The organism is Planctomycetaceae bacterium (assembly GCA_041398825.1).
Classification (GTDB): domain Bacteria; phylum Planctomycetota; class Planctomycetia; order Planctomycetales; family Planctomycetaceae; genus F1-80-MAGs062.
Map to the genome: position 1 here is coordinate 561,598 of JAWKTX010000001.1, position 16,242 is coordinate 577,839.

The following is a 16,242-nucleotide window of genomic DNA, read 5'->3' on the forward strand; positions in this document are numbered from 1 at the left end:
GGAACGATCTTGCAGAGGCCCCGTCCCTCAATCGAGAACCATGACTTATGGAGACTCGCATTGCCGGAAGTTTGTCCGGGGACTGAGGCTACTTCGTGACCGCCTGCAATTCGTTCTTTTGTTCTTCTGTGCCGTACTGTTCAATAAGCCGCGCACACTTTTCGCGAGTCTTCGGGTCGCTGCGGTTTTCGTACATCTGCAGCATGGCCTCGGCCACCTTCTGCTGTTGAGCTTCACGAACTCCGTAACCCAGTCCCCAGAGTGCTCGATCCCAGTTGTTCCAGTCGGGATCGCTGAGTACTTCGATGAGCTTGTCGACGACAGGTTCGTTTTTGTCCGGGCTCGTCGCCAGAGCAAAGTAGATGGCGTCATGATGAGATTCCGGAGTGTCCACCAGTTCGATCACCTGAGTCATCAGTTGATCACTGGTCTTTGCTCCCCAGAGTCCTCGCAGAGCTTCCCGTCGAATGCTGCGATCTGAAGACTTCAACAGATCCAGCACAATGTCTTCGGATTTGCCACTGATTGTTCCATCGCCAAACATCATCAGTAGATGAGAAATCGAGTGTCCAGGGCGGGCAGCTTCCGGCTTTGAAAGGACATCCTGAGCCAGAGCCAGATCTTCGGGCCTGCGATCCGTGTTGTACAAAGCGTACAGCGCCAACGTTACCAGATCCGGGTTCGATGACTGACACAATTCCAGAAGTCGTTCGCGATACTTTGCCTTTTCGAACTTCACGTCACCGGTCTGAGCCAGGGCCTGAGCAGCTGTGATGTTCTGAGCAACATCGTCGGCAAGCAATGCCGCTTCAACTTCCGCCAGCGCCGCACCACGTTTTGCCGCGGTGTCTGAACCAATAGAGCGAATGTCCTTCAGCCAGGTTTCGAGCGAGTTTTTACTTTGCTCTGCACCGAGCATGTTCAGACTGGCCGTTTCATTGTCCACCGGTTTGATTTGTATCGTGTTCTGGTTCGTTTGTTCCGTGTCGGACTGGATGGCAGGAGACTTTACAAAAGTGTTCAGCTCGTCTTCAGACATAACTCCGGATTTCCGTCCGATGACCTGTCCCTTGCGCATAACGACGAAGGTTGGAATTCTATCGACGTTCAATTGTCTGGCGGGCTTTGGATTCTTCGATACGTCCAGCATGTGAACGGCAATTGTCTTTGAATCGGCGAGCCGCTGAATCAAAGGTGTCATCTGCTGACAGGGTGCGCAATATGCCGCATGAAAATATAACAGGAATTCGGCCTGCATGTCCGCGTCCGGTGCTGAAGTGCTGGTCGCGGACGTCGCTGATCCCTCGCCCGCTCGTACGGGAACGGATGGGGCCATTTTTCCGATACTTGTCTTCAGTAGTGGACTCTTCGTTTTTGTGTAAATTCCAACCAGCAGCTGTAGTACGGAATCTCGATAGGCCAGTTCGCTGCTGAGCAGGTCATCCACATGTCTGGCAAACATATAACCGGGATGCTGCTGCTGAAACAGGAGTGCCAGGTTGTTGTCCGTCACCTCGTCTTTTCCTGCCAGCAATTCAGCAACTGCAATGGCAACGACCGGATCCAGTGGCGGTGTAAAATGTTCGTCTCCGGCGCTTCGCCACGCGCCGTATGTTTCTTCCGACGAAATCGCAAAGATCCAGCTTTCCAGCAGTCCCTGATGGGAGATGGGCTTTGATGTGAGCACCAGCTTCAACGCCTGAACCGGGGCTTCTTCGGCCAACCCAAACAGACGCCGTCGTTCCTGGCTGATCCATGTGTCGTCAGCAGAATTTTCTGCCATTGTTTTCAGAAGCTGTAGTTTCCTGACCGCCGTTTCGTCAAGTGGCTCAGACGCCAGAACCTTGTCTGGTAGTTTTCCATCCAGCCGTGCAAGCTCACCCAGCAGCCACGACGAATGCGCGGCTTTGCTGTTCTCGCGGCTGTTGGTCAAGTCGCCGGAGATTGCACTGAAGTCGGATGAAACAAATGTCGTCAATAGTTCTTTTATCGTCGAAAGGTCGTGTCCTTCGTTGACGGTTTGGTAGTGGATCAGTTCTCCCATTGATTGCAGGATGTTCAGCTCTTCCTGAGACCAATCCACTGGCGCACGTTGTTGCAACCAATTTGTAGCAGCCTGCAGATAGTCGTCGATCCAGTCGGGAAGTTTCGCGTTGAATCTCCTGGCGTATGACGCGCTGAAAGGAAACTCCATGGCGTACAAAAACGTGGGATGATAGCTGGATTGAAGTGGCCGCATTGATTCGACAACGTCACGCCCCGCGATCGCTTCGTTCAGCCAGAATTCCCGGATCTGTTCCGGGGACGGTTTTTCAATCAGCATGTCGGCAGTAATCTGTTCACCCTGCTTCAGGCGACGGTTGATGTACTTTCCATTCGTGGCGCTCGTTCCCATGGCGACCGACGTTTGCTCTTCGGTATAGACTGGTGTTATCGTGGTGTTGGAACTGTTGAGTTGCGTGAACGGAACCAGGTTGGTGCTCGCAACGGCGGCGTTGGTACCACTGTAGGATGCTGCCGGAGCCATCGACGGCGAAGATGTTTCGCTGCTTTCGGACGAACTGGTGACGGTAGGGCCCTGCTGCATTTCGATGATCACGTTATCCGGAATCAGACTGGAAATTTTCCAGGTGTCGCCGACTTTGATCAGTTCCATCTGTGTGGGAGCTGATGTGACTGTCACACCGTTCGATGAGTCCCGATCGACTGAACGATTGGTTGCAATGGCTGTATCGCCGTTAACGGTGACCTGCCAGGAAGGCTTCGATTTCTGTTCTGCATTGGTCACTTTTGTTTCGTCGGTCGTCTGAATTGTCTGCAGGTTCTGAAGTTCCATGGTCAGTTCCGTTGCGAATGACTTTGGATCACTGAGTACACCCGCGGCCAGACGCAGTTTCCTGGAATACTCCTCGACACTTTGTGTGGGCGATGGCCGGGCTCCCTGAAACAGCATCGACATATTCAACCCACCCGCCATTTCCTGATAAGCCGCCAAAGCTTCCGGCGACGGTTTGCCGTGACGGTATTTATCAACGATCAGGTTCATTCGGCCAACTGCCTGAAGAAAAGCGGCCACCTGTTGCTGCTCTGTGGCTCCCTCTGCTCCCTCCGCATTGCCAAACGCAGCTCCCAGGCCAGCGGCCATCTGCATCATACTTGTGGTTCGCAGCATCAGGCCGGCAAAGCGGTCGATCTCGTCGTCCGTCGTAATCTCGAAAAGCTGTTCCATAGTCTTCGATGGGGCCTCCGAATCTTCGCCGTTGATTTCGCTGACGTAATCCACAAGTTCCTGCGGCGTGGCAAACGTTGGCAGTGTCTTCACACGTTTCCACGTCTGAACCGTGCCCACACTGCCGCTGAAGTCGACAGGGCGTGGAGCAGAACCGTCGCTCGGTGCCCACGCGATCGTCAGCGTGTTGTCTTCGACTTTGTAGATGCCAGTGTACAGCGGCGGGGCGTCCGGCATGTTCACTCGGAAGACATCGATCTGATATGGTTCGACATCATAGTTCAGTCGCCGATTGAACTTGCTCTCGTGAGTCCCTCGAATCATTGTCCATTCCGTCGGTGACGTGCGAAGTTGCAGGTTGGATTCATGACTCCAGATCCCTGTCCCCGTGATCTTTCTGAGTGTCCAGTTTCCGTCCAGAGCTGCATCCATGTTCACGGAGTTGGAAAGTGTGGATTCCGGTGACGACAACCTGTTCAGGCCTTCGCCCTGCATAAGATCCGCTACGTGGCGTTCGACGATCTTTGCCGCCAGGGATTCTCGCCGCTCGTATCTCTCTTTGACTTCGATCAGGTTCAGTTCCGCAAGTTGCAGTCGTATCTGCTGAAGCTTCATCTGCGCCTCAAACGCCGTGTGAACGGCACTCTCCAGTTTCTGTTTCAGGGCCGCAACTGCCTTTGCATCCGGCGATTGCTGAGCTGCTGCTTTTCGGTATTCCATTGCAGCCTGACGCGATGCGGCCTCGGCAGATTGGTATTGAGTTTCGGCGGCCTCCCGAGCAGCCTCCATAGCCGTTCGATCGGCGGGTTGCGATTCAATACCTGCAGCGAGTGGGGATGTATTCTGCGTGTGCGTTCCCGCCAATCTGCCCAGTCGAGCGGTGTGCTCATTCTGCACTTCGAGCAGCTTTGCGTTCAGGCGTTCAAGCTGTTGTTCCAGGCGGACCACATTGGGATGCGTCGGGCCATACTGCGATTTCTCTTTCTCAAGATCTAGTTCTGCCTTGACGATCTCCATGCGAAGGAATTCTTCAACATTCGTAGCAGAAGCCTGAGATGTCGAACCGGCATTCGGCAATAAAGTTTCCGTCGCTGATTGCTGAGCTGCCTCAGGAGTCTGTTGCTGACACAAGGCAATTTCAGCATGCCATGCAAACAGGCATATCATCAGAAGAATTCGGTGAATCATGGTCGCATTCCCTTTCTGCTGTCGCCCCTCCGGGGGTTTGGCTTGTTTTTGGCTGGTGTCCGATGACTCTCGTCTCCGGCAAGGCAAGGGGCTGTCGTCGCTCCGCGACTGGGTTAGTCTCGCAGTGTCTCCCTGAGATTGCTCAGGGTCGCTTCTAGTTGATCGAGTTTGCTGGAGTTGTCCCATTCGAGATCGAATTCGGGAACATCCGAAACGCTGGATTTGGTTGGTGTGAGTGCTTCTTCTGAATCGCCAGGTTCAGCGGATTCAAATTCATTGGAAGCCTGTGTACTCTCAGGGGAAGATCTGAATTGTGACTTTGACATCCATAGCGCTGCCGTCGCGATTACGATCGCAGACATCAGCCCCATGAACCCGAGCAGCCTTCTGCGACCAGGATGTTCAGGAGTGATTCGCAACTGCAGTACTTTGGGTAGTGGTACCTGCGACGGCTGCTGTACGTGAGCCAGACAGTCTTCCAGCAATTGTGCGACAACTTCAGCTGATGTGAATCTGGCGGCCGCGTCCTTGGCCAGCAGTCGATCAATGACAGAACATAACCATGACGGCAGATCTGTGCGAAGTTCCTGCACCGGGCGGTGTGGATGGTCGGTGATTCTTCGAAGAATGCCGTAGGGCGTTTCGGCTCGGAACGGCGGGTGACCAGTGGCCATGGCGTACATCATGCTGCCCAGACTGAACAGGTCGCTGCGAGCATCGATGCCTTCCCCTTTGGCCTGTTCAGGGCTCATGTATTGCGGTGTGCCGGCAATGACTCCGCTCCGCGTCAGGCTGGCATCGTCGGCGGCTCGAGCCAGTCCGAAGTCGGTGATGAGTACTCGTTCCACGTTCTCCGGCAGCAGAACGTTTCCGGGTTTGATGTCTCGATGAACAAGTCCCTGATCATGGGCTGCCGCGAGTCCGCGAGCGGTTTGCATGGCAATTCGCAGGATTTCCGGAATGGATAGCGGGCCGTGGCGGTCGATGCGTTTCTGCAGCGATTGGCCTTTGATGTAAGGCATAATCAGATACGGCAGATTATTGAATTCGCTGACACCGTGAATGGCGATCACGTTGTCATGAACAACAGCCGCTGCCGCCTGGGCTTCCCGCCCGAAACGTTGTCGGGCGGCTCCACTGCTGGCATAGTGAGGTGCCAGCACCTTGATGGCGGCATAGCGATTTAATGAAGCGTCGAAACCTTTCAGTACAATACCCATTCCACCCCGGCCGACGACACCGGAGATTTCGTAGCCCGCAAAACGTCCCAGCATATGTGGATCATCAGTTGGAGAAAGAAAGTCCAGATTTACTGGTGCGGGTGACTTCAGGCTGGCGATTGTTGCATCACATGGGACGGGATCATCGGGTGTGCGTACGGGATTTTCCGATGAGCTCAGAAAACTGCGAGCGTCGCTCCATAAGGAGGCATGAGCTGTTTGCCGTTGCAAAGCGCGGCAGCAGGTCACACATGTGTCCAGATGCAATTCGAAATCGGCCTGCTGTTGTTCATCAAGCTCATCAGCCAGAAAGGCTGCAATCAGGGCCGGGTCACAGGAGGTCATTTTCATACCAGACTCATTCCTCCTGTAACTTCTCAATCTCTTGTTTCAGTCGCTTCATCACTCGGCTTCTTGATGCGTAGACGCTGCCGCGGCTGCGCCCGAGCCGGGTCACAACGTCATCGATTTCTAATCCTTCAACAGCGGTGAACCAAAAACTGTTCCAGGTGTCGTCAGAGAATTCGCTGCGAATTGCGGCTGCGGCCTGCTGGAAGAGCTGGCGACGGTACTCGGTGTCCAGAAGGTCCGAATGGGTTTCATCGTGCACCTGACACTGCCGGAGCAATTGCTCAACTTCGTCAGTTCCCGAGGCTCGATCAGGCGATCTGCGCGTCAGTGCGTTGAGTATTGCGTTGTTGGCGACTGTCCGCAGCCAGGTTCTGAATTTTCCGCGCGTGGCATCAACTTCCCATCGTTCGACTGCACGGGAAACGGCGAGCAGGACCTGCTGCACAAGATCATCAGCGTCGGCCGTCTGTAATCCTTTGATGCGAGCCAATCGGTGAATCAGTGGCTGATAAATCTGAACAAATTCGTCCCATGCCGCCGCATCATTCGCATTGCGAACGCGCAGGAGTAAACTGGGGCGAGTGTCCGGAGATTTCATAAAGGCCTTTTATTTCTGTTTGAATCGAGCCGCATTGTAATACACACGGCAATTCGCAACATTTGACATCACATGTTGAACTTTCTGGAAACTCTTTTCGAAACCGGCGAATTGACCGTGCCACGGTTGGTGCCTGAAGAATTGCAGCACGGGACGCAGAAGCAGATGCCCAACTTCCAGCGTACCCTGGAACGACTCCATTCTGCAGAAGCCACCTGGCGTCTTCAGCTGCCTGGCGAACCACCATCATTTCTGGCTGAAGTCGCAGCAGATGCGGCGAGAGTGGTACTTGCCATTTGTCAGGGTATTGTCTATCGCGAAACCGAAATGACGGACATTACGCATATCGTGCAGCAGGCTGGATTCCTCGCAAAATACACGATGCATGGTGAACCTGCTTATCACTACAGTGTCGACATGCTTTTTCGATTCCTGCCGCAACTGCTTGAGCGAGCACAGCGCCTCTCCTTAAATGACCCGCTTGTCGAATTCATCCTCGAACTGATGAAGCCCTGGCCTCTGTCAAGTGTTGGTATCCGCCAGCTGCGTGTCAATACGACGCCTCCTGCTTTGCGGCATCCATCGCTGTGGAGAATGTATGTCGATCGAATCATCACACAGCAGGATCGTTCCCGGACAGAGTGCGAGCTGGTGCGTGAGGCCGTTGCTGCAGCCGGTGGGCCGTTCGAAATCCTGCCAAAGCCATTCATGGACAACCCGAAATGACAACACTACAGGACGCCATCGCAACCGCCGGACGCGTTCAGCACCAGCTGATTGACCCGCTTAAGTGCGAATACGTCGGCAAGGACGAAGTCATTGATCTGCTCGGCATTTGCCTGGTCGCCGGCGAGAACCTGTTTCTGCTTGGACCACCGGGAACGGCAAAGAGTGCGATTGTCAGATCATTGGCCCGACGACTGGATGGGCGTGTCTTCGACTACCTGTTGACGCGGTTCACGGAACCGTCTGAACTGTTCGGACCATTCGATATTCGCAAACTGCGTGAAGGAGACTTGTTGACGAATACGGAAGGCATGCTTCCGGAAGCGGATGTTGTTTTTCTGGATGAGTTGCTGAACGCCAATAGTGCGATTCTGAACAGCCTGCTGATGGCGCTGAATGAACGTGTGTTTCGGCGAGGAAAAGAAACACGAAAACTGGGCTTCGTACTCACCGTCGGAGCCAGCAATCGACTCCCGGAAGACGAAGCGCTCAGTGCCCTTTTTGATCGGTTTCTTCTTCGAGTACGTTCTGACAATGTTGCCCCGGAAATGCTGACCAGCGTTCTGGAAGCTGGCTGGAATCTTCAGCGTTCAGAAGCAATCGCACCCGCTGATCGGATATCAATGGATGACCTGCGATTCATGCAGAATTGCATCTCAGCGATGGATGTCAGCGAGGTCCGAAATACATACGTCGAACTAGTGCATCGCCTTCGGCATGCCGGAATAGAGATTTCCGATCGCAGAGCTGTGAGGCTTCAGCGTCTGGCAGCGGCCAGTGCAATGCTGTGCGGACGGACAAAAGTGGCCATTTCAGATCTTTGGGTTCTGCGTTATATCTGGGACACGATGGAACAGATCGAAGTGCTGGCAAAGATTGTGAACGATACGATCCGGAATGCGACGGAACCTGCGGAGGCGGATGCTGAGCCATCTTTTGGTGCCGAAAGGAATGTCCATCCACGATCGGCCGCCATCGAAGCTCCCTGTCCGGAACACCTGTCGCGTGATCTTGATCAGATTGCCCGGCACCTGGAATCCGCTCTGGAGGATTCGAATCAAAAGTCGTGGATTCGCGATCGACTGGGATTACTTCTGTCGCGAATTGAATGGGTGCAGAATGACGAATCTCGCCTGTTTCTGCGCGATCGTGTCCGCAGCATGCTGGAAGAACTTAGCGCATGACTGCACCTGAACCAAAGAAAACGATGATTGCACGGATGCCTCTCTCGCAGTCATTTCGAGCCGCAACATTGCGGACGAACGAAAATATTCTCTCATGCATTCGTGAAGATCTGCTGTGGCTTCGCTTTGATGGCGACGAAGACGAAGGCTGGCGGTTGCTTGCACCCATTGCAGAGGGTCCGTTGTTGCTTTGTGATGATCAGAATCGGTTGACTCCGGTCGGGAAGCATGTTCCTGCAGAGCGTTTGCCGGAACTGAACTGGCAAAAGCCTTCAGAGGTTCTTGCGGTCTCACTGCCAGTATCCCGAATGATGCACTTCAGCATTCCGCGGATTCAGTTAACACTCGTTCGAAGCGAAACAGAACGACCCGCGTCCCTGTTAACAACGAGCTGGGAAGCGTTCGAACTATGGGCCGTCGATGCACCTGAGTTACGGCTGAAGTGCTGTCGATTCGGCATCCTGAAACAGGTTGATTCGACCACTGAATTTCGAGTTGCAATTACTGGTGATCCGCTGCCTCCTCTTTCGGGAGACCGTTTCTGGATGGAGGACAACATTGCCGTACCACTGGGATGTTCGTGGAAGCCTGCTGTCGATACTCAGACACTCCGGTCGACGTTTGAACGCAACCTTGATGTCGAACCATCCGATCCCGGGCTGCAGGATCTTCTCTGGATCTGGCATCCCGATAATGGTCTGAACTTTCTTTGTGCATCAGACTTTGTTCCTGCTCTTCGAACGAATATCAGGAGCACACGTGCAGGACTGCGGGCTGGTTCTGATTGATCAGCCGAACGGATTCATGTGCCAATTCTTGCCGGAGCAGGCTTGCTTCGTCAGACCAACACGATGACAGTCTTGAGAAGTACGATGGCAAGTACGTTGACAAGTTTGCGATGTGCGGTCAGTCGGGCGGAAGCAGATCAGAATCGCCAAGGCTGCGCGCCTTTCTGCTGCCTCCCTTTCGGATGGTTTTCTTTCCGGGAAGGAATCCCTCGGCAGAGGATTCATCGGTGATCACCGGCATCATTTCGGTGCGACTGTCTGTGGAGACACCTGAGGTTGGGCGATCTGGTCCAAGATAGACTTTGTAACTCATTCCGGCGAATGACAACTGATCCCCGGGCAAAAGCGCGCCTCGCAGTACTCTCTGCCCGTTCACTCGAGTTCCATTTGTGCTGCCAAGATCCCGCATGTACAGCAACCCATCCGTCTTCACCAGGATGCAGTGCATTTTCGAGATGCTGGTGTGTTCAACGACGAGGTCGCACAACTTCGCGCTGCGACCAACGACAGTAATGTCTTTGGTCAGCGTGACAGGCTTTCCGCCGGTGGTTGGAATCAGCTGCGCAAGCATCGTAAAACGTTCGCATTGATCTGCAGGGAACAGGACAAACAGAATTCATCCTGAATTTGAGCGAGCGGGATTTCGGAATGCAACTTCTCAAAGTCCAGCGAGAGGCATTTCGGTCGATCCAGCCGGGCAGATCCATCTATTCGTCACGGTTCGCTTCCAGAACCGACAGAAACGCCTTCTGAGGAATCTCTACTTCCCCGAATTGGCGCATTCGTTTCTTGCCTTCTTTCTGCTTCTGCAGAAGTTTCCGCTTTCGGGTGATATCGCCACCATAGCACTTAGCGGTGACATTCTTGCGCAGTGCCGAAATCGTTTCGCGGGCGATGACTCGCATGCCGATGGCCGCCTGAATGGCGATTTCAAACTGGTGCTTGGAAATCTCCTGCTTCAGGCGTTTCACCAGAGCTCGTCCCCGACGATCCGCCGTTGATCGGTGAACAATCGTGGAAAGAGCATCCACCTTGTTGCCTTTGACAAGGATGTCCATCTTGACGAGATCCGCGGCCTGGAAGCCGATGATTTCGTAGTCCATCGTTCCATAACCGCGGGTCACGCTCTTCAGCTTATCGTACATGTCGTACACGATTTCACTGAGGGGTAATTCGTAGTGAATCTGGGCTCGCTGCGGTCCCAGAAATTCCGTGTTGCGAAAAATGCCGCGACGATCCTGACAAAGCTGCATGATCGTACCCACGTTTTCGGAAGGAACGATAAAGCTGACGTGGGCGATGGGTTCACGAAACTCTTCAATTTGTCCGGCGTCCGGGACATCCTGCGGGTTGTCGATGATCAGTGTCTGACCATCCTTTGTCACAATTTCGTACGTAACGTTGGGGGCCGTCTGAATCAGGTCCATGTCCTGTTCGCTTTCCAGACGCTGCTGCACAATCTCCATGTGCAGCATGCCCAGAAAACCACAGCGAAAACCAAATCCCAGCGCATCGGACGTTTCAGGAAGGAATGAAAAACTACTGTCATTCATGGACAGTTTCTGAAGCTCTTCCCTCAGCGTTTCAAAGCCCGTCGCGTCGATCGGGTACATGCCGCAGAAAACCATCTGTTTTGGCTTTTGATAACCCGGCAACGGCGATGCTGTCCCCCCCTGTGCAAGTGTGACGGTGTCACCGACAGTGACCAGGCTTAGATCCTTGATTCCTGTCAGGATATAGCCGACCTGCCCCGGCCCGAGATGGCCGCAGGATTTCATGTCGGGGCGAAACTGTCCAAGCTCCAGTACGTCCGCCGACATACCAGCACGCATGAATCGAACCTTGTCACCAACTTTCACTTCGCCTTCCAGCAGACGGACATAGGTGATCACACCTTTGTAATTGTCGTACTTGGAATCGAAAATCAACCCCTTCAGCGGCACATCCGTTGTACCGGTAGGCGGTGGAATACGTTTTATGATCGCTTCGAATACGGTTTCAATGTTTTGACCGGTCTTTGCACTGACCCGTAGCGCGTCGGTGGCATCCAGCCCCAGAACGCTTTCCACTTCTTCCAGAACTTCGTCAATACGAACCACTGGCAGGTCGATCTTGTTCACAACGGGGACAATTTCCAGATTCACGTTGATGGCTGCGTATGCGTTGGCAACCGTCTGCGCCTGAACTCCCTGAAACGCGTCAACAATCAGTAGCGCGCCCTCACAGGCGGCCAGACTTCGATTGACTTCATAATGGAAGTCGACGTGGCCGGGCGTGTCGATCAGATTCAGTTCGTAGGTATCCCCTTCGAATTTGTAGTTGATGGTCACCGATCGCGCTTTCACGGTGATGCCACGTTCGCGTTCGATATCCAGATCGTCCAGGATCTGTTGCCGAAATTCACGTTCGGTAATTGTCCCGCTCTTCAGCAACAACTGATCGGCCAGTGTGCTCTTGCCATGGTCGATGTGAGCAATGATGCTGAAATTGCGAATGAACTTCGGGTCCATAATTCGTGCGACAACGTTGAAAGGGTTGTTTCGGCGATTTCTGTCGAAAATGACCGGGCAAAACTGCCGCGTATGTTACGGAAGGCAGTAGGCATCGGTCGAGCGTCGAATTCGCAGAATCCTGCCGCAGAGAACAAGCTCACCGATGGGCCCTTTGCGGAGAAATTGCCGGATTTCCCCGAAATGTTGCAAATGGCTGCTTGCGGTGGTGAGCGACGGAAATCGCTCGATTACCACCGTGACAGAAGAAAGGCTGTTCTGCGACGGATCGTCGGGGCCAGTGACCTCGTGCAAATCCACAAACATTTCGCTTCATTTGATGAACCCCGGGGGCGGTTCGCTACACTGACGGCCCCCTGCTCTTCCCACCCGGAAACGCCGAGGGGCAAAATCGACATCATCCGAAACCCTGAATTCATTTGGATTCACTATGTCCAGAGTCCTGAAACGATTCGAATCGGTTTGCCTTCTGTTGCTTGTTTGTTTCCTGATATTCAGTTGCAGAGTGCGTGCAGAAGGTCGTGATTCCACAACGGACAAACGCCCCTGGCCTCTGGAAGCATGGAAGAACGTTCCTTCGTACCGATGGGTCAATGACACGGCACCGATTCGCTCACTTCTCTACACAAATGAATCTTTTAACGGGAAGCCAACAGAGGTTTTTGCCTTCTACGCTACACCGGGGAGTCTCGCTGGCAACCCGCAACTGGATCGTAACCTCCCGGCGGTCGTGTTGATTCATGGCGGTGGGGGCACCGCCTTCGCAGAGTGGGTTCAGCTTTGGGCAAAACGAGGCTACGCTGCCATTGCGATGGATCTTTCCGGAAGGCAACCGGCGGCTCCTGAATTTGATCCGGACACACAAGAATTGATCGTCGTACGTGACCATCGAAAGATTATTCGTACTCGGCTGCCAAATGGCGGACCCGAACACGGCCACACTGAAAAATTTCAGAATGTTGGCGGCGATCTCAGCGATGACTGGCAGTTTCATTCTGTCGCTGCCGTGATGCGGGCTCATTCGTTGCTTCGTAACTGGCCGGAAATTGATCGTAATAAGACTGCCGTAACCGGCATCAGCTGGGGCGGCTATATGACGTGCCTTGTTGCGTCTCTCGACGATCGATTTCAGGCAGCAGTGCCTGTTTACGGATGCGGGTTTCTTTACGAAGGTGAATCTGTACAGAAAAAACAAATTGATTCTCTGAGTCAATCCCAGAGAGAGGACTGGATCAACAACTATGACCCATCAGCCTGGTTGCCACAGTGCCGGGTTCCCATTTTGTTCGTGAACGGAACAAACGACGTTCATTATCCCTTGAACAGCTATTCTCGCAGTTTCGATCTGGTGCCAGGCTCAAAGCAGATTCGAATTGAAGTCGATATGCGTCACGGTCATCCACCGGGATGGGAACCAAAGGAAATCGGTGTTTTTATCGACCATCATCTGCTGGGAACAGAAGCCTTGCCGACATTCGGGAAACCTGTCCAGAAGGGAAGCGAAGTCATTGTTCAACTGTCGAGCGTCGTACCAATCGATCGAGTGCAACTTCACTACACGACGGACGATGGGTTGCTGTCAGGTCGAAAGTGGCAATCGGTCGACGCGCAATTTCAGGCTGACAGGAATGAGGTGACAGCGAAGCTCCCGGATTCTGCCACCGTTGCATTGCTTTCAGCGACTGACAATCGTGGGGCTATGGTTTCAACCGAAGTGATTTTCTGCAAATAATAATCATCGCGTCACTTCGAATGCTCTGGTGCAAACCTCACGGGACACCAGGCGTGCCATCCAATTTGTTCATGACATCCAGCCGGGACGACTTTGTGGCCACAGACGATTGTAAGCCAGTGACCGAAGAAGTAACTGCAAGCACCCACCAGTTTCGTCCCTGTGACGAATCGGGCGACGCTGCGCCAAAAGAATTGAATGGTCTCACCACGGGAGTTTCAGGCAACGAACCGCATCAGGTGCCCCCGGAGGATGATGCATCGGCGGAACCGTCCCGAATGGTCCGGGAAAGAGACCTCGGCCCACAGCCAATTGCTGATCTGATGAAAGAACTCGGCATTAAACCTCACGATCTGGTGGCAGCTTCAACCGAACAGATCACGCACAAGATGGTTTCGCGAGCGATGAAGGGGCGATGGCTGACTCGCAACACAATGAACAAAGTGATTCAGGCATTCAATTCTGCTTCCGGGCAGCATCGAAAACGCAGCGATCTGTTTAACTATTAAAGTATCCGGGCCCTCGGCACGGACAGACACCCAGATTACCCCTGTTGCATGCCTGCATGGTTCGCGACCCTGTAGAGCCGGACCCCGCGATAAGGGACCCCGCAATATCGGACCCTGTAAAGCCGGACGTTGTAAAACAATTGTAAAGCAGTCCGTTTCATTTCCTCCTGATCTTTGAGGCTGCGTACGAGAACTCTATCGTGCAGTCGTTCCGAAGAGTTGACACTGGGGGAAAAGAAGATGCGTTACCTGTCACTGATGCTTGCTGGTTGCTTGCTTGGAAACATTGTCCCGTCATCGAACGCTCAGGCACCTGACAATTCGGCGTCAGATGAGCGACCCGCAGATGGTATGGGGTATGCCTACATCGACGACGACGATCGGCGATCGCTTGCTGATCTGGGGTTCCGTATTGACAAAGAACAGTCTCAAAACCTGAAGATAAGGATCTCTGCGACCGGCGCGAACGTCGAACCAATTGGCGGTTACCGGGGAATTCAGGGAAGCAACCGCTACACCGCTGAGGAACTGGGACTGATCCTCAGTGGTCAACATATTGTCCGAGTTGTCACGGAATTCGATAATGGCACCGTTGTCACGGGGCGAGTTCTGGAAGGACGCTGGGGCAGAATTCCGGAGCGGAAACTGGGGTCCGATAACAGGATCGATTTTCTGGCAACAACAACAGAAATGTTTCCACTGGAAATTACGATTGACCCGCAGACTCAATCCACAGGATTTCGGCGGACCATTGTGATGCTGAATGGTCGCCCTCGCTTACGGTGTCTCTACAACATCGTCGATGGTCAGATTCGCAACCTGGAAGTGCAGAGTCTTGGTGGACACGGTCTTCTTGTACAACAAAAGACCTTGCGGCACCCACATAGCGAATTACCGATGGACGACACGGCTGCAGGGAAAACGGTTCTGACGTCCGTGGAAACGGCCAGGGAACCCGTGAGTCGGTCAGAATGGAATGCGAGGGACATGGAAGGACGCTGGGCATTGATCGCGAATCAGGTCGCGCAGGATTCTTCAACCGCCGGAATCTGGGTCGAATACCTGAAGCAAGAGAAAGAATTTCAATTGCTTGAATGGATGGCGATTTACATTCCGGATGCGTTTAAGTCATACGGCGCCGGCGCGGCTCTGTACGAACTTGACGCTCCGCAATGGATTCGAGTGTCCGCCTGGCATTGCAACACAGCCCCCTACCTTGGGCATGGAGAGCAGGCTGCCCAATCACTGCTCACAGCAAAGCCGGGGCTTGCAGAAGACTGGCTCGCGAGGCACAAAGAAAACATCGATGTGTGGAGCGGGGCTATTGATGCGTACTACAAACAATTCAAGTCCGACAAACTTGCAAGACAGGATTCATCGAAGTATCTGCCCCCTCTGCAGCCAGCCAATGTCTTCGCCCACTTGAACAGTACCGATCCTGTCGTCGACTTTGGGCATCGTAAGACCGCTGTGACGGGTGAGCTCTACAGACATCAGCTCATCCGCGAAATCAATGGTGTCCCGGTCAGCGGACGACACAACAGCGATCTCAGACAATCGCTGCGAAAGCTGATTCGCCATGCCGACACAAATGTGAGAATTGCGGCTATTCTCGCGCACTCCTATTTTCTTCCGAGCGTAACAGAGATGGATCGACTTCAGGATTTCGTTACCGTAATCGATTCTCCGGAAGAAGAGGCCGCAGTGCGGGAGGCCGCACTGGTCGCCTACTCTTATCATGGGCACCCGCAAACGATCCTGAAGCTCTGTCAGGTCGCTCAGGACCCGGATCATCCGGCATGGAGCGGCGCGGTCAGCCGCATTGGAGATATCGGTGGCAAGTTTCCCCTGAAGGTGATCACTTCACTGGAGCCGGAAGACCTTTCCGAGCAGCAGTCGAAAATACTGGCTGATTCTGTTGCTCGAATTCAGGAACGTGTGAGCTCAAAGAAGATTCCGTCAGCGCGGAGCGTGGCGCGGCTGATTCAGCTTGCTGTCTTTGCAGAGCAGACCGGAGACAGGAACTCGTCTCTGATTCATCAATTGGTTATCTCCGAAGCGAAGTTGATGCCGCTTAAAAGCCGCGAGTCACTTCGCAATGAATTGTCCCTGGAACGACTGGGGGAGTTCTGGGTGCCAAAGGACGAAGAATCGTTCATAGCTGCGTTTGACAAACTTCGAATGCAGGTCACCGAATAGACTCGGTC

General features: G+C 53.6%; 11 protein-coding genes. 6 read left to right on the top strand and 5 right to left on the bottom strand.

Annotated elements, in window-relative coordinates; translation table 11 throughout:
• Positions 1-88 precede the first annotated feature (88 nt).
• From R3C20_01985 to R3C20_01995, 3 genes are all read right to left on the bottom strand, one after another.
• Positions 89-4,417 carry a thioredoxin domain-containing protein gene (locus R3C20_01985; GenBank protein ID MEZ6039246.1) on the bottom strand — a complete coding sequence of 1,443 codons (4,329 nt, stop codon included), beginning with the start codon at positions 4,415-4,417 and terminating at the stop codon, positions 89-91.
• A 113-nt stretch (positions 4,418-4,530) separates the two neighbouring features.
• Entirely contained in the window at positions 4,531-5,988 is a 1,458-nt protein-coding gene (locus tag R3C20_01990; GenBank protein ID MEZ6039247.1) for a protein kinase, read from the bottom strand.
• Between the two features lie 7 nt (positions 5,989-5,995).
• Positions 5,996-6,586: a sigma-70 family RNA polymerase sigma factor gene (locus R3C20_01995; GenBank protein MEZ6039248.1), complete on the bottom strand. Its 591-nt coding sequence runs from the start codon at positions 6,584-6,586 to the stop codon at positions 5,996-5,998.
• Between the two features lie 72 nt (positions 6,587-6,658).
• Here R3C20_01995 and R3C20_02000 point away from each other — a divergent pair, with 72 nt between their 5' ends.
• The 3 genes from R3C20_02000 to R3C20_02010 are packed head-to-tail and all read left to right on the top strand — an operon-like array spanning position 6,659 to position 9,284.
• The gene (locus tag R3C20_02000; GenBank protein ID MEZ6039249.1) at positions 6,659-7,312 is read left to right on the top strand and encodes a hypothetical protein; all 654 of its coding nucleotides are present in this window, start codon (positions 6,659-6,661) and stop codon (positions 7,310-7,312) included.
• Positions 7,309-8,496, top strand: a complete 1,188-nt coding sequence (locus tag R3C20_02005; GenBank protein ID MEZ6039250.1) for an AAA family ATPase — start codon at positions 7,309-7,311, stop codon at positions 8,494-8,496. Before R3C20_02000 ends, R3C20_02005 begins: the two co-directional genes overlap by 4 nt.
• Positions 8,493-9,284: a hypothetical protein gene (locus R3C20_02010; protein MEZ6039251.1), complete on the top strand. Its 792-nt coding sequence runs from the start codon at positions 8,493-8,495 to the stop codon at positions 9,282-9,284. Before R3C20_02005 ends, R3C20_02010 begins: the two co-directional genes overlap by 4 nt.
• Before the next feature lie 118 nt (positions 9,285-9,402).
• Here the strand turns inward: R3C20_02010 and R3C20_02015 are convergent, their stop codons facing one another.
• Together R3C20_02015 and lepA are read right to left on the bottom strand one after the other, a co-directional pair.
• Positions 9,403-9,855 carry an FHA domain-containing protein gene (locus R3C20_02015; GenBank protein ID MEZ6039252.1) on the bottom strand — a complete coding sequence of 151 codons (453 nt, stop codon included), beginning with the start codon at positions 9,853-9,855 and terminating at the stop codon, positions 9,403-9,405.
• A 136-nt stretch (positions 9,856-9,991) separates the two neighbouring features.
• Complete coding sequence (lepA, locus tag R3C20_02020; GenBank protein MEZ6039253.1) at positions 9,992-11,794, bottom strand: translation elongation factor 4; 1,803 nt, start codon at positions 11,792-11,794, stop codon at positions 9,992-9,994.
• A gap of 430 nt (positions 11,795-12,224) precedes the next feature.
• Here lepA and R3C20_02025 point away from each other — a divergent pair, with 430 nt between their 5' ends.
• The 3 genes from R3C20_02025 to R3C20_02035 all read left to right on the top strand — a co-directional run bounded on the left by R3C20_02025 (position 12,225) and on the right by R3C20_02035 (position 16,234).
• Complete coding sequence (locus R3C20_02025) at positions 12,225-13,526, top strand: prolyl oligopeptidase family serine peptidase (protein ID MEZ6039254.1); 1,302 nt, start codon at positions 12,225-12,227, stop codon at positions 13,524-13,526.
• Between the two features lie 71 nt (positions 13,527-13,597).
• Positions 13,598-14,035, top strand: a complete 438-nt coding sequence (locus R3C20_02030) for a hypothetical protein (GenBank protein ID MEZ6039255.1) — start codon at positions 13,598-13,600, stop codon at positions 14,033-14,035.
• Positions 14,036-14,275: 240 nt separating this feature from the next.
• A complete protein-coding gene (locus R3C20_02035) occupies positions 14,276-16,234 on the top strand; it encodes a hypothetical protein (GenBank protein MEZ6039256.1) in 1,959 nt (652 codons plus the stop codon).
• The last annotated feature ends 8 nt before the right edge of the window (positions 16,235-16,242 follow it).

Bases quoted from the DNA above. Each gene is read 5' to 3' on its own strand.
- R3C20_01985 (MEZ6039246.1), bottom strand. From the start codon at position 4,417: ATGATTCACCGAATTCTTCTGATGATATGCCTGTTTGCATGGCATGCT.
- R3C20_01990 (MEZ6039247.1), bottom strand. From the start codon at position 5,988: ATGAAAATGACCTCCTGTGACCCGGCCCTGATTGCAGCCTTTCTGGCT.
- R3C20_01995 (MEZ6039248.1), bottom strand. From the start codon at position 6,586: ATGAAATCTCCGGACACTCGCCCCAGTTTACTCCTGCGCGTTCGCAAT.
- R3C20_02000 (MEZ6039249.1), top strand. From the start codon at position 6,659: ATGTTGAACTTTCTGGAAACTCTTTTCGAAACCGGCGAATTGACCGTG.
- R3C20_02005 (MEZ6039250.1), top strand. From the start codon at position 7,309: ATGACAACACTACAGGACGCCATCGCAACCGCCGGACGCGTTCAGCAC.
- R3C20_02010 (MEZ6039251.1), top strand. From the start codon at position 8,493: ATGACTGCACCTGAACCAAAGAAAACGATGATTGCACGGATGCCTCTC.
- R3C20_02015 (MEZ6039252.1), bottom strand. From the start codon at position 9,855: ATGCTTGCGCAGCTGATTCCAACCACCGGCGGAAAGCCTGTCACGCTG.
- lepA (MEZ6039253.1), bottom strand. From the start codon at position 11,794: ATGGACCCGAAGTTCATTCGCAATTTCAGCATCATTGCTCACATCGAC.
- R3C20_02025 (MEZ6039254.1), top strand. From the start codon at position 12,225: ATGTCCAGAGTCCTGAAACGATTCGAATCGGTTTGCCTTCTGTTGCTT.
- R3C20_02030 (MEZ6039255.1), top strand. From the start codon at position 13,598: ATGACATCCAGCCGGGACGACTTTGTGGCCACAGACGATTGTAAGCCA.
- R3C20_02035 (MEZ6039256.1), top strand. From the start codon at position 14,276: ATGCGTTACCTGTCACTGATGCTTGCTGGTTGCTTGCTTGGAAACATT.